This is a genomic window from Massilia sp. ZL223, assembly GCF_018119395.1.
GTDB lineage: Bacteria > Pseudomonadota > Gammaproteobacteria > Burkholderiales > Burkholderiaceae_D > Telluria.
Map to the genome: position 1 here is coordinate 1 of NZ_JAGPWD010000045.1, position 13073 is coordinate 13073.

A 13073-nucleotide genomic window follows, 5' to 3' on the forward strand; every position below is an offset into this window, starting at 1 on the left:
CCCCCCCCTAAACCCGGCCGCCCGGGCCCGGGGCGCCCGGCAACGACGGGCTAGCGTATGTGGTTCAGGCGGCTCCGCCGCCCTCAGCCGGCTCCGACGTCCCCTCGAAGAACCCAATCACATCCGCCTGCACCCGCGTACGGCGGAACGGCGGCAAACTCTGCCAGATGCGCCGGCCATACGGCTTGGTGATCAGGCGCGGATCGCAAATCATCAGCACGCCCCGGTCCTCCACGTCGCGAATCAATCGCCCGGCGCCCTGCTTGAGCGTGATGATCGCCTCCGGCAACTGGTGATGAACAAAGCCATTCATCCCCTGCTTTTCCATCACCTCGATGCGCGCAGCCAGCACCGGATCATCCGGCGGTGCGAACGGCAGCTTGTCGATGATCACCAGCGACAGCGCATCGCCGCGCACGTCCACGCCTTCCCAGAAACTCTGGCTGCCCACCAGCACGGCGTTGCCCGCATTGCGGAAGGAATCCAGCAGTTCGGTACGCCCGCGCTCGCCCTGCACGAAGAGCGGGAAGTCCAGCCCGCGCTCGGCGAACTCGGCGCGCAGGCGCTCGGCCACGCGGTTGACTGCGCGGATCGTCGTGCACAGGAAGAAGGTGCGCCCGCCCGCCGCCTCGATCACCGGCAGCGCGCAGTCGACCACTGCATCGGTATAGCCCATCGAATTCGGCTCCGGCAGCCCGGTCGGCACGTACAGGATGCCCTGGTCGCCGTAGTTGAACGGGCTCGGCCAGGTCTTGGCCGGTTCCCCGGTCAACCCCAGCTGGTCGGAGAAATGGCGGAAGTCGTTCTTCACCGCCAGGGTCGCGGAGGTGAAGATCCAGCTGCGCGGCGTGCCTTCGCGCTGGCTGGAGAAGATCGGCGCGATCGACAGCGGCGTCTTGTGCAGCTGCAGCGAGGACGAGAAGGCCTCGACCCACAGCACGCACTGCTCGGCCGCGGCCGCTTTCAGGTCCGGCTTCCAGGCGTCATAGGCGGCGCTCAGCTCCAGCGCGCGCACGCGGCAGGCTTCGATGGTCTCGGCGCGCGCGGCGTTCTCTTCCAGCACCGTGATCATGCCGGACAACTCTTCCTTGAGCGTCTCGAGGGCCGGGAAGAATTGCGAAGCCGGCAGGATCTGCGGCAGCGACAGGCGCATGTTGTTGTCGCCGCCGAACGCCAGGCGCAGATCGCGCGCGGCTTTTTCGACGACGGTGACGACCTTGGCCCAGTCCGGGCCGCCGCGCGCATGCGCCAGGCCTTCGGCCAGCACGTCGCGGCACAGTTCCAGCACTTGCGAGGTCGACACCGACTGGCCGAAGAACAGGGTCGCGGTGTCCGGCAGCTGGTGCGCCTCGTCGAAGATCACGGTATTCGCGGACGGCAGCAGCTCGGCCACGCCGGTGTCCTTCAGGGCCACGTCGGCGAAGAACAGGTGGTGGTTGACCACGACCACATCCGCTTGCTGGGCTTCCCTGCGCGCCTTCATCACGAAGCAGTCCTGGTAGTACTGGCACTCCGCGCCCACGCAGTTGTCGCGGGTCGAGGTGACCAGGTTCCAGATGGTGGCGTTTTCCGGCACCTTGGCCAGCTCGGCCTTGTCGCCCGAATTGGTCATCTTGATGAAGCGCGAGATCTCGCGCAGGTGGCCGACGTCGTCGCGCGAGGTCAGGCGGCCGTTCTGCAGCGTACGCTCCAGGTTGTAATGGCAGACATAGTTGGCGCGGCCCTTGAGCAGGGCCACCGATACCGGCGCGCGCAGTGCGGAGCGCACGGTCGGGATGTCGCGCAGGAACAACTGGTCTTGCAGGTTCTTGGTGCCGGTCGAGATGATGGTCTTGCCGCCCCACAGCAGCGCCGGCACCAGGTAGGCGAAGGTCTTGCCCGTGCCGGTGCCGGCCTCGGCCATCAGGACTTGCTGGTCGGCGATCGCCTGGGCGATGGCCTTGGCCATCTCGGTCTGGGACTGGCGTGGCTTGAAGGTGCCGACGGCAGGCGCGAGCGGGCCGCCCGCTCCGAACAGGCGGTCGATGTCGGCGTCGTACTTTCCGGCCGGGGCGCTGGCTTGCGAAGCGGCGTCGGCGCCCGCGTCATGCAATGGCGTCGCGACCGGTTCTTCGGCTGCGCCGGGAACTGGGAGATGATCGGTCAAAATGTCGTGTTCGGTGTGGCCGGGCGGGAAGCGCCTCAGGCCGGGATATCGGGCACCAGCTGCATCTTCAGCAGCGTAATATGGTCTTTGAGCTGCAGTTTGCGCTTTTTCAGGCGTCGCAGCTGTAATTGGTCGGTGTGGCCGTCGGCCGTCAGCATGGATATGACAGCGTCGAGGTCGCGGTGTTCCACGTCGAGTTCAATAATGCGGCGCTGGATGTCCTGGACGTCGATCATGATGTCTGTTCCAAACAGTTCTGGTGTTATGCGTTACGGGAATTCGGTCCGCTGAAGGCGGTGCAGTGTGTCGCTTGGCCTTTACGGCTTGCAACATTCGGTCTTCTCAGTGCATAGTTTAATCTACGCTGAGGTTGCCGCCAACAAAGATTGGTGTAAGCGCTACGGAAAACACGAGTTTATGACTTCATACAAGATCGAAGCGGGGACCGCGCAACACATCGGGAACCGCCCGCAGCAAAACGACCGCACTGCCCTCATGACCGGCGCACGTGCGCCCGGCTACGTACTGGCCGTGCTGTCGGACGGGATCGCCACTTCGGCCGGGGCCGACCAGGTGCTGCATACGGCGCGCCAGGTGTTCGACGAATTCAAGCCGGGCGACCACCCCAGCCTGGAGCGGCTCGGGCAGGTGCTTCAGGACATCATCAGCGAATCGCACCTGGTCATCAAGATGAATGCGGTGACCACCAGGACCGAGATCCATGCGAGTTTCGTGGGCCTCGTCCTGACGCCGCACGGCGAGGCCGTCTGGGCCCACGTGGGCGATTCGCGCCTGTACCGCTTTGAAAACGGCAAGTGCCTGGCGCGTACCAACGATGCGGCCTATATTGAGCACCTGCAGGCCGACGGCTTGCCGGAGGATGCGGCGCGCAACCACCGCAAGTCGAAATTGCTGCTCAATGTGCTGGGGAACGAGCGCAAGGAACCGTTCCTGACCTTCGGCAGCCATACCGGGCTGGCGGCCGGGGATTCGTTCCTGCTGTGCTCGGATGGGCTGTGGCACTTCTTTACCGATGCCGAGCTGGCGGCGGTGACGGCCAAGGCGACGCCGCGTCAGGCGTCGGAGATGCTGATCGAGAAGGCGATGGAGCGCTCGCAGGGCAAGGGTGGGAATTGCACGATGGCGATCATCAAGCTGGTCAAGCCGGCGCAGGATGGGGCTGGGGTGGTGAAGCGGGTGGTTTGAGGGGCTAACGGAGCGCGTCCAAACTTGGGTCCCCGCCTTCGCGGGGATGACGTTCAAACGTACGTAGCCGAAGTCACCCGCTGCAGCCTTCGCGCGCCGCCAAACAACGTCATCCCCGCGAAGGCGGGGACCCAAGTCCGTAGCACACCACTAACGCAAAACGATCACTTCCCAGCCGCCGCAGCAGCATCCGCCTTCGCCTTCGCCTCTTCCGCCGCCCTCTTCGCGGCCTTCGCCTCACGCTCCGCCATGCGGCGCGCCACTTCCTTCTGGCGCTCTTCCGACTTGCGCTTGCGCTCCGCGAAATCCTTCACATTCTCCGCACGCTCGGCCGCGGTCAGGCTCTCGGCATCGTCGCGTTCGCGCTGCTTCTGGCGCTCGCCCGCGGCACGCGGACGCGGCGGCGGCAAGGCGGCCGGTTCGCGCGGCGGCGCCGGCGGCTGGGCGGCCAGGGCGGCTTCCTGGGCCTGGTACTCGGCCTCGGCCTTCGCCATGGCGCGGTCGCGTTCCTCGACCTTCAGCCGGCGCTTGTAACGCTCGGCCTCGATCTCGATCGCGCGCTGCGCCGACAGCGCATTGCGGCGCCGCTCCTGCGCCTCGTCCAGGCATTTGTTGACGAAGAATTTTTCATAGCAGACCGCCTCGCGCTCGGCATAGCGCGCCTCGATGGCCGCGCGCTCCTTCGCCACCGCCGCCAGGCGTTCGTCGGCCTGGGCCACGGACGTGGTCGGCTCGGTCGCCAGGGTCATCGGCGCCGGGTCGGTCGTGGCGCAGGCCGCCAGCAGGCCGGCCAGCAGCGCCGCGGTGATGCGTACTGCAAATGGATTCGTCATGGATCTCCTTTCGGTCAGGCGATGGCGTCGGCCGCGCCGCGGCGCTCGGCCAGCATGTACTCGCGCGACTGCATCTCGATGATACGCGATACCGTGCGGTGGAACTCGTTCGCCAGCTGGCCCTGGGTGTAGAGCTCTTCCGGCTCGACGGCGGCCGACATGATCAGCTTGACCTTGTGGTCGTAGAACACGTCGATCAGCCAGGTGAAGCGGCGCGCTTCCGAGGCCTGGCCCGCCGACATCGCGGGAATGCCCGACAGGATCACGGTGTGGAACTGGCTGGCCAGCTCCAGGTAGTCGTTCTGCGAGCGCGGGCCGCCGCACAGGGTGGCGAAGTCGAACCAGATCACGCCGCCGGCGCGGCGCAGCGCGCGGATCTCGCGGTTCTCGATACGCACCACTGGGTGCGGGTCCTCGGCGGTGTCGGCGATCTTGGCGAAGGCTTCGCGCAGCGCGTGGTCGGAGGCGGCGTTCAGCGGCGTGTAATAGGCCTCGACCTGCTCCAGCGCGCGCTTGCGGTAGTCGTTGCCGGCGTCGACGTTGAGGACATCGAGTTTGTCTTTCAGCAGCGCGATGGTCGGCAGCATGCGGTCGCGGTGCAGGCCGTCCGGATACAAGGTCGACGGCTCGTAGTTCGAGGTCATCACGAAGCTCACGCCGTTGTCGAACAAGGCCTTGAGCAGGTTATACAGGATCATCGCGTCGGCGATGTCCGAGACGTGGAATTCGTCGAAGCAGATCAAACGGTATTTCTTGGCCACGCGCTTGGCGACTTCGTCGAGCGGGTCGGCCACGCCCTTGAGCTGGTCGAGCTGGTGGTGCACCGAGCGCATGAACTCGTGGAAGTGCAGGCGCGTCTTGCGCACCACCGGCACCACCGAGTAGAAGGAGTCCATCAGGAAGGACTTGCCGCGCCCCACCCCGCCCCACATGTACACGCCGCGCGGCACGTCGGGGCGGTTGATGAGGCGCTTGAAAGCGGACGACCGCTGGGCCTTGTAATGGACCCAGTCGTCGTACGCCTGCTGCAGGCGGTCGACCGCGGCCTGCTGGGCCGGATCGGACTTGAAGCCGCGCTCGTTGAGGGCGTGCTGGTAATACTCTTGGACGTTCATAGACGGTGCTGTAAAAACATGGGGTGGACGGTACACCGCCCACCCCATGTGTGTGCGGCGGCGCGAGCGCCGCCACGGGACTGCTTAGAAGTTGAGCGAACGCTTGTCCACCGCCAGCGCGGCTTCCTTGGTCGACTCCGACAGCGACGGGTGTGCGTGGCAGATACGGGCGATGTCTTCCGACGAGGCCTTGAACTCCATTGCGACCACGGCTTCCGAGATCAGCTCCGAGACCATCGGGCCGACCATGTGGACGCCCAGGATCTCGTCGGTGGTGGCGTCGGCCAGGAACTTGACCATGCCCGAGGTGTCGCCCAGCGCGCGCGCACGGCCGTTGGCCATGAACGGGAAGCTGCCGGCCTTGTAGGCCACGCCGTCCGCTTTCAGCTGCTGCTCGGTACGGCCCACCCACGCGATTTCCGGCGAGGTGTAGATCACCCACGGAATGGTGTTGAAGTTGACGTGGCCGTGCTGGCCGGCGATGCGCTCGGCAACCGCGACGCCCTCTTCCTCGGCCTTGTGCGCCAGCATCGGGCCGCGCACCACGTCGCCGACCGCCCACACGCCCGGCAGGCTGGTGCGGCACTCGTCGTCCACGACCACGAAACCGCGCTCGTCGAGCTGCAGGCCGACGGTCTCGATACCCAGGCCGATGGTGTTCGGCACGCGGCCGATCGAGATGATCAGGCGGTCGAACTCGGCGGTCTGCGCGGCGCCGGTGTTGTCGGCGTATTCCACGGTGACCTTGTTGTCGCCCTTGGTGATCGCGCCGATCTTGCAGCCCAGGCTGATCTTCAGGCCCTGCTTGGTGAACAGCTTGTGCGCTTCCTTGGCGATCTGCTCGTCCACGGCGCCCAGGAAGGTCGGCAGGCCTTCGAGCACGGTCACGTCCGCGCCCAGGCGGCGCCACACGCTGCCCATTTCCAGGCCGATCACGCCGGCGCCGATCACGCCCAGCTTGCCCGGGACGGCGTCGATCGCCAGTGCGCCGGTGTTCGACAGGATCAGCTTCTCGTCGAAGGCTGCGCCCGGCAGTTCACGTGCGTTCGAGCCGGTGGCGACGATCACGTTCTTGGCGCTCAAGACGTCGGTGGTCGGGCCGCTGACGTTGATGGTGTAGCCGCCTTCAGCCTTGCCGGCGAAGGCGCCGCGGCCGTGGAAGAAGGTGACCTTGTTCTTCTTGAACAGGTAGATGATGCCGTCGTTGTTCTGCTTGACGATGCCGTCTTTGCGCTTGAGCATCTGGGCCAGGTCGATTTCCAGGCCCGAGACCTTGATGCCGTGGTCGGCGAAGGCGTGGCCGGCGTGCTCGAAGTTTTCCGACGATTGCAGCAGGGCCTTCGACGGGATGCAGCCGACGTTGGTGCAGGTGCCGCCCGGGGCAGGCTTGCCGGCGGCGTTGCTCCATTCGTCGATGCAGGCCACTTTGAAGCCCAGTTGCGCTGCACGGATGGCAGCCACGTAGCCGCCAGGACCGCCGCCGATCACGACGACGTCAAATTGTTTATCGCTCATTATTTATCCTTGTTGGTTCGATCCGCGTCCAGTCACCCGCGGCCTCAACCGTCATCCCCGCGAAGGCGGGGACCCAAGTTTGCGTGCTCAATGCCGACGCGTCACGCCAGTAGCAGCGCGACGAACTTAGGTTCCCGCCTTCGCGGGAATGACGTTCGAAAGCTAACGACGTCGGTGACGTCCTGGATCGAACTGATTATTCTTCGGGAACAAAAATCCACAACAGCAGGTAGACCACCGCGCCGAATCCGAACGTGACGGTGAACAGCACGAACACCAGCCGCCACACCCAGGAGTCCACTCCCGAGGCAACGCCCAGCCCTCCGCACACCCCGCCCAGCCAGCGGTCCACGCGCGAGCGGCGCAGGCCGCTCAGTTCGTCGGACAGCGAGCCGTTCCCCTTGTTCAGGTTCACGGACGGGGTGCTCGAGAGCACCCTGGCCTTGGCTTGTTCGAATTCGGCGTCGGTCAGCGCGCCGGCCTGGTGCAGCTCGTGCAGCCGTTTGATTTCGTCGGACAGGTTCATGTCGTTCTCCAAACAGCGTTTCAGGCGGCGCGCTTGCCGATTACAGGTCCAGCAGCAGGCGGGCCGGATCTTCCAGCGCGTCCTTCATGGCCACCAGGCCCAGCACGGCTTCGCGGCCGTCGATGATGCGGTGGTCGTAGGACATCGCCAGGTAGTTCATCGGACGGACCACGATCTGGCCGTTCTCCACGACAGCGCGGTCCTTGGTCGCGTGCACGCCCAGGATCGCCGACTGCGGCGGGTTGATGATCGGGGTCGACAGCATCGAGCCGAACACACCGCCGTTCGAGATCGAGAAGGTACCGCCCGACAGGTCGTCCAGGGTCAGCTTGCCGTCCTTGGCCTTCTGGCCGAATTCACCGATCTTCTTCTCGATTTCGGCGATCGACATCTGGTCGGCGTTGCGCAGGATCGGCACCACCAGGCCACGCGGCGAACCGACAGCGATACCGATGTCGAAGTAGCCGTGGTAGATGATGTCGTTGCCGTCGACCGACGCGTTCAGGATCGGGTACTTCTTCAGCGCGGCCACAGCGGCCTTGACGAAGAAGGACATGAAGCCCAGCTTGACGCCGTGCTCTTTCTCGAACTTGTCCTTGTACTTGTTACGCAGTTCCATGACCGGAGCCATGTTCACTTCGTTGAAGGTGGTCAGGATGGCGTTGGTCTGTTGCGACTGCAGCAGGCGCTCGGCGATGCGGGCGCGCAGGCGGCTCATCGGCACGCGCTCTTCCGGACGGTCGCTCAGGTTGGCCGGGGCCGGTGCGGCGACTTGCGCCAGGGCCGGCTTGGCGGCCGGAGCAGGAGCAGCAGCAGGCTTGTTGGCGACTGCGGCCAGGGCGTCGCCCTTGGTCACGCGGCCGTCGCGGCCCGAACCTTCGACGCCGGCGGCGCTCATGTTGTTGTCAGCCAGGATCTTGGCGGCGGCCGGCATGGCCACGCCTGCCTTCGACTGGTCGGCAGCAGGCGCTGCAGCCTGGATCGGCGCGTTCGGGGCGGCCGACGGGACGGCGCTCACCTGCAGCGGGCTCACCTGGGCCGAGGCTTCGGTATCGATGATCGCGATGACTTCACCCGACACGACGGTCGCGCCGTCGGCCTTGATCAGCTGCGTGATCACGCCGGCGCTCGGGGCCGGCAGTTCCAGGACCACCTTGTCGGTCTCGATGTCGATCATGTTCTCGTCGCGCGAAACGGATTCGCCGACTTTCTTGTGCCAGGACAGCAGGGTCGCTTCTGCAACCGATTCCGACAGTTGGGGGACCTTGACTTCGATTTGTGCCATGTTGTTTTAACTCCGTTATGTATTCTGTGCAAAGACCCCGGGCGCGAACCCGGGGCAGTGGTGTTTTTACTTCGTCAGGATGAAGCCCTTCAACTTCGCGAACGCGGTTTCCAGCAGTTCCTTCTGCTGCGCCACGTGCTTGTCGGCATAGCCGACCGCAGGAGACGCCGAGGCTGCGCGGCCGGCATACGCCAGGCGCTGGCCTTCTTCCATGCTTTCGAAGATGTTGTGCTGGATCTGGAACCACGGACCCTGGTTCTGCGGTTCATCCTGCGCCCACACCACTTCGGTCGCGTTGCTGAACTTCTTCAGTTCGGCGGCGAACGACTTGTGCGGGAACGGATACATCTGCTCGATACGGACGATCGCCACGTCGCCGGCGTTGCGCGCCTTGCGGGTGTTGACCAGGTCGTAGTAGACCTTGCCCGAGCAAACGATCACGCGCTTGACCTTCGACGCTTCGATCTTCTCGTCCACTTCGCCGATCACGGTCTGGAAACCGCCCTTGGCCAGGTCGGTCAGCGGCGAGCCGGCGTCCTTGTTACGCAGCAGCGACTTCGGCGTGAAGATCACCAGCGGCTTGCGGAACTGGCGCACCATCTGGCGGCGCAGCAGGTGGAAGATCTGGGCGGCCGTGGTCGGCTGCACCACTTGCATATTGTTGTCGGCGCACAGCTGCAGGAAGCGCTCGATACGGGCCGACGAGTGTTCCGGGCCCTGGCCTTCGTAGCCGTGCGGGAGCATCATGGTCAGGCCGGATGCGCGGCCCCACTTCACTTCGCCCGAGGCGATGAACTGGTCGATGACGACCTGGGCGCCGTTGACGAAGTCGCCGAACTGGGCTTCCCAGATGGTCAGGGTGTTCGGTTCGGCGGTCGAGTAGCCGTACTCGAAGCCGAGCACCGCTTCTTCCGACAGCACCGAGTCGATCACGGTGAAGTGCGCCTGGTTGTCCGAGACGTTGGCCAGCGGCAGGTAGATGCCCTGGTCCCAGCGCTCGCGGTTCTGGTCGTGCAGCACGGCGTGGCGGTGCACGAAGGTGCCGCGGCCGGCGTCCTGGCCCGACAGGCGGACGGCGTAGCCCGAGGACAGCAACGAAGCGTAGGCCAGGTGTTCACCCATGCCCCAGTCGAGGTTCATCTCGCCCTTGCCCATGGTGGCGCGGTCGTTCAGGACCTTCTCGACCAGCGAGTGCGGCTTGAAGTTTTCCGGCACCTTGGTGATGCGTTCGGCCAGGCGCTTCAGTTCGGTCAGCGGCACGGCGGTGTCGGCGGCGTCGGTCCACTTCTTGTTCAGGAACGGCGCCCAGTCGACGGCGTACTTGTTCTTGAAGTTGGTCAGCACCGGATCCACGGTGTGCTTGCCGGCGTCCATGGCGGCGCGGTATTCGGCCACCAGCTGGTCGCCGCCGTCGGCCGCGATGGTGTTCTGCGCAGCCAGCTTCTCCGCGTACAGCTTGCGGGTGCCCGGGTGCTTGGCGATCTTCTTGTACATCAGCGGCTGGGTCAGGGCCGGGGTGTCCTGCTCGTTGTGGCCCAGCTTGCGGTAGCAGATGATGTCGACCACGACATCCTTGCCGAACTCGACGCGGTAGTCGAGGGCAATTTGAGTAGCAAGAACAACTGCTTCCGGATCGTCCGCATTGACGTGCAGCACCGGCGCTTCGATCATCTTGACGACGTCCGAGCAGTACAGGGTCGAGCGCGCGTCGCGCGGGTCGGAGGTGGTGAAGCCGATCTGGTTGTTGATGACGATGTGGACGGTACCGCCGGTGCCGTAGCCGCGGGTCTGGGCCAGGTTCAGGGTTTCCATGACCACGCCCTGGCCGGCGAAGGCCGCGTCGCCGTGCACCAGGATCGGCAGCACTTCCTTGCCCTTGCGGTCGCCGCGGCGTTCCATGCGCGCCTTGACCGAACCTTCGACCACCGGGTTGACGATTTCCAGGTGCGACGGGTTGAACGCCAGCGACAGGTGGACCGGGCCGCCCGGGGTCGAGATGTCGCTCGAGAAGCCCTGGTGGTATTTGACGTCGCCGGCCGGCAGGTCGTCGGCGTGCTTGCCTTCGAATTCTTCGAACAGGTCGGCCGGGCTCTTGCCCAGGGTGTTGACCAGGACGTTCAGGCGGCCGCGGTGGGCCATGCCGATCACGATTTCCTGGACGCCCTTTTCACCGGCGCGCTGGATCAGTTCGTCCATCGAGGCGATGAAGGATTCGCCGCCTTCCAGCGAGAAGCGCTTGGCGCCGACGTACTTGGTGTGGAGGTAGCGTTCCAGGCCTTCGGCCGCGGTCAGGCGCTCGAGGATGTGCTTTTTCTTTTCGGCGCTGAAGGTCGGGGTCGAGCGGATCGACTCCAGGCGCTCCTGCAGCCAGCGCTTTTCGGTCGGATCGCTGATGTACATGAACTCAGCGCCGATCGAACGGCAGTAGGTGTCGCGCAGCATGTTCAGGATGTCGCGCAGCGAGGCGGTTTCCTGGCCAAAGTAGGTATTGCTGATGTTGAAGACGGTGTCCTGGTCCGCATCGCTGAAGCCGTAGAAGCTCGGATCGAGTTCCGGCAGGGGCGGACGTTCCTGGCGCTGCAGCGGGTCCAGGTTGGCCCAGCGCGAGCCGAGGTAGCGGTAGGCGGCGATCAGCTGGGTGACGGCGACGCGCTTGCGGCCCATTTCGACGTCGGGGGTGGCGGTCACGGTACGGATCGGGCCCTGCTTGGCGCGTTCCGCGAACGAGGCGACGACCGACGAGTGAACCACGTCGGGGCGGCTGGAGCCGTCGACCGCAGGCACGTGCTGCATCTGGTCGAAGTAGGCGCGCCAGTTGTCCGGCACCGAACCCGGGTTGTTCAGGTAGGCCTCGTACAACTCTTCCACGTACGGCGCATTACCGCCGAACAGGTATGAGTTGGCGTTATATTGCTGCATCATTTGTTGCTCACCTTTCTTCGCGCTTCGCGAGTATGGGGCGGGTTGGTCTAACCTTCCGCGACACGGCCTGACCGGTTAGCGGATCGCACTTACTACATCAAGTTGTGGGGGAAGGACTTAATTCTTGGCGCTAATGCGCACGCTTTTGCGTACTCAGTTGCCAATTAGCGCAGCCAGCGTGGCCCGCGACATTGTAACGCATCAGCTCTCGCAAGGCTGACAAGGTCGAGAGAAATTATTTATGAGGGAAGAGAAATCGATACTGCCCCGTTGACCACGTAAATGATAATCGTTATCATTTGCAAATGCAGCCGACCCTTACCTCTTCCTCCGCCCCAGCGCCCGCTTCCGCCCTTCCCGGGGCGCGGCGCGCCATGTGGTTAAAACAATTGCATCAATGGCACTGGATCAGCTCCGCCCTCTGCCTGATGGCGATGTTGCTTTTTAGCATCACCGGCTTCACCCTCAACCACGCGGCCCAGATCGAGGCCAAGCCCCAAGTCACCCGCCTGAAGGCCAGCCTGCCCGAGCCGCTGCGCGCCCAGCTGGCCGCCTACGCCGAGGAACACGCCGACGCCGAGGTGCCCCTGCCCGCCGAACTGGCGGACTGGGCCAACGGTGCCTTCCCGGTCGACGTGCGCGGCAAGCGCGCCGAATGGAGCGAAGAAGATGCCTATGTCGCCCTGCCCCGTCCGGGCGGCGACGCCTGGCTGCGCATCGCGGCCGACGGCAGCGCGGAATACGAACGCACCGACCGCGGCTGGATCAGCTGGCTCAACGACATGCACAAGGGCCGCAACACCGGCGCCGTGTGGAGCTGGTTCATCGACATCTTCGCGATCGCCTGCCTGGTGTTCTGCATCACCGGTTTCCTGATCCTGAAATACCACGCCGCCAACCGGCCTTCGACCTGGCCGGTGATCGGCTTCGGCATCCTGCTGCCCGCCGTGCTCGCTCTTCTATTCGTTCATTAAATATATCCACCTTCATATATAAGGCACCCTGATGAAACTGTCCCACTCGCTCGTCTTGACCCTGCCGCTGGCCTCCGGCTGGGCCATGGCCGCCGACCTGTCCGTGAAGTTCGAACTGCCGCAGCTGAACGTGGCCGAGTACCACAAGCCCTACGTGGCGGTGTGGATCGAGCGCGCGGACCAGACGGTCGCGTCCAACCTGGCCGTCCTGTACGACGTCAAGAAGAAGGACAACGCGGGCGAGAAGTGGGTCAAGGACCTGCGCACCTGGTGGCGCAAGGCCGGCCGCGACGCCAAGCTGCCGATCGACGGCGTGAGCGGCGCGACCAAGGCGGCGGGCACCCATACCCTCTCCTTCGGCCCGGCCGTCAACGGCCTGGACAAGCTCCCGGCCGGCGACTACAAGCTGGTGATCGAAGCGGCGCGCGAAGCGGGCGGCCGCGAACTGGTCAAGGTGCCCTTCGCCTGGCCGGCCAAGGGCAAGCTGGCGGCGAATGCGGCCGGCAAGGAAGAACTCGGCGCAGTGTCCATCCAAGTCCAATAAGGGAGCC

11 protein-coding genes are annotated in these 13073 nt (G+C 65.0%); 3 read left to right on the forward strand and 8 right to left on the reverse strand.

Features of this window, described 5'->3' with window-relative positions; all coding sequences use genetic code 11:
* Nucleotides 1-64: 64 nt before the first annotated feature.
* Nucleotides 65-2146, reverse strand: coding sequence for an ATP-dependent DNA helicase (locus KBW95_RS21455; RefSeq protein WP_373888840.1), 2082 nt, complete (start codon nucleotides 2144-2146; stop codon nucleotides 65-67).
* A 35-nt stretch (nucleotides 2147-2181) separates the two neighbouring features.
* Entirely contained in the window at nucleotides 2182-2382 is a 201-nt protein-coding gene (locus tag KBW95_RS21460; protein WP_211523466.1) for a YdcH family protein, read from the reverse strand.
* 181 nt (nucleotides 2383-2563) lie between these two features.
* Between KBW95_RS21460 and KBW95_RS21465 the strand changes: the two genes are divergently transcribed.
* Nucleotides 2564-3352 carry a PP2C family serine/threonine-protein phosphatase gene (locus KBW95_RS21465; protein ID WP_211529304.1) on the forward strand — a complete coding sequence of 263 codons (789 nt, stop codon included), beginning with the start codon at nucleotides 2564-2566 and terminating at the stop codon, nucleotides 3350-3352.
* Between the two features lie 164 nt (nucleotides 3353-3516).
* Here KBW95_RS21465 and KBW95_RS21470 read toward each other — a convergent pair whose 3' ends face one another.
* The 6 genes from KBW95_RS21470 to KBW95_RS21495 all read right to left on the reverse strand — a co-directional run bounded on the left by KBW95_RS21470 (nucleotide 3517) and on the right by KBW95_RS21495 (nucleotide 11548).
* Nucleotides 3517-4185, reverse strand: a complete 669-nt coding sequence (locus KBW95_RS21470) for a hypothetical protein (protein WP_211529305.1) — start codon at nucleotides 4183-4185, stop codon at nucleotides 3517-3519.
* A 14-nt stretch (nucleotides 4186-4199) separates the two neighbouring features.
* Nucleotides 4200-5300, reverse strand: coding sequence for a cell division protein ZapE (gene zapE / locus KBW95_RS21475; RefSeq protein ID WP_211523463.1), 1101 nt, complete (start codon nucleotides 5298-5300; stop codon nucleotides 4200-4202).
* An 84-nt stretch (nucleotides 5301-5384) separates the two neighbouring features.
* Entirely contained in the window at nucleotides 5385-6815 is a 1431-nt protein-coding gene (gene lpdA, locus KBW95_RS21480) for a dihydrolipoyl dehydrogenase (protein WP_211523462.1), read from the reverse strand.
* Nucleotides 6816-7011: 196 nt separating this feature from the next.
* Nucleotides 7012-7341, reverse strand: coding sequence for a PspC domain-containing protein (locus KBW95_RS21485; protein WP_211523461.1), 330 nt, complete (start codon nucleotides 7339-7341; stop codon nucleotides 7012-7014).
* Nucleotides 7342-7381: 40 nt separating this feature from the next.
* A complete protein-coding gene (gene odhB / locus KBW95_RS21490; protein WP_211529306.1) occupies nucleotides 7382-8626 on the reverse strand; it encodes a 2-oxoglutarate dehydrogenase complex dihydrolipoyllysine-residue succinyltransferase in 1245 nt (414 codons plus the stop codon).
* Between the two features lie 66 nt (nucleotides 8627-8692).
* Entirely contained in the window at nucleotides 8693-11548 is a 2856-nt protein-coding gene (locus KBW95_RS21495) for a 2-oxoglutarate dehydrogenase E1 component (RefSeq protein ID WP_211523459.1), read from the reverse strand.
* Between the two features lie 305 nt (nucleotides 11549-11853).
* Here KBW95_RS21495 and KBW95_RS21500 point away from each other — a divergent pair, with 305 nt between their 5' ends.
* A complete protein-coding gene (locus tag KBW95_RS21500; protein WP_211523458.1) occupies nucleotides 11854-12522 on the forward strand; it encodes a PepSY-associated TM helix domain-containing protein in 669 nt (222 codons plus the stop codon).
* 31 nt (nucleotides 12523-12553) lie between these two features.
* On the forward strand, nucleotides 12554-13066 hold the full coding sequence (locus tag KBW95_RS21505) for a DUF2271 domain-containing protein (protein ID WP_211523457.1): 513 nt from the start codon (nucleotides 12554-12556) through the stop codon (nucleotides 13064-13066).
* Nucleotides 13067-13073 lie beyond the last annotated feature (7 nt).

Bases quoted from the DNA above. Each gene is read 5' to 3' on its own strand.
- KBW95_RS21460 (WP_211523466.1), bottom strand. From the start codon at position 2,382: ATGATCGACGTCCAGGACATCCAGCGCCGCATTATTGAACTCGACGTG.
- KBW95_RS21485 (WP_211523461.1), bottom strand. From the start codon at position 7,341: ATGAACCTGTCCGACGAAATCAAACGGCTGCACGAGCTGCACCAGGCC.
- zapE (WP_211523463.1), bottom strand. From the start codon at position 5,300: ATGAACGTCCAAGAGTATTACCAGCACGCCCTCAACGAGCGCGGCTTC.
- KBW95_RS21470 (WP_211529305.1), bottom strand. From the start codon at position 4,185: ATGACGAATCCATTTGCAGTACGCATCACCGCGGCGCTGCTGGCCGGC.
- lpdA (WP_211523462.1), bottom strand. From the start codon at position 6,815: ATGAGCGATAAACAATTTGACGTCGTCGTGATCGGCGGCGGTCCTGGC.
- KBW95_RS21505 (WP_211523457.1), top strand. From the start codon at position 12,554: ATGAAACTGTCCCACTCGCTCGTCTTGACCCTGCCGCTGGCCTCCGGC.
- KBW95_RS21500 (WP_211523458.1), top strand. From the start codon at position 11,854: ATGCAGCCGACCCTTACCTCTTCCTCCGCCCCAGCGCCCGCTTCCGCC.
- KBW95_RS21495 (WP_211523459.1), bottom strand. From the start codon at position 11,548: ATGATGCAGCAATATAACGCCAACTCATACCTGTTCGGCGGTAATGCG.
- KBW95_RS21465 (WP_211529304.1), top strand. From the start codon at position 2,564: ATGACTTCATACAAGATCGAAGCGGGGACCGCGCAACACATCGGGAAC.
- odhB (WP_211529306.1), bottom strand. From the start codon at position 8,626: ATGGCACAAATCGAAGTCAAGGTCCCCCAACTGTCGGAATCGGTTGCA.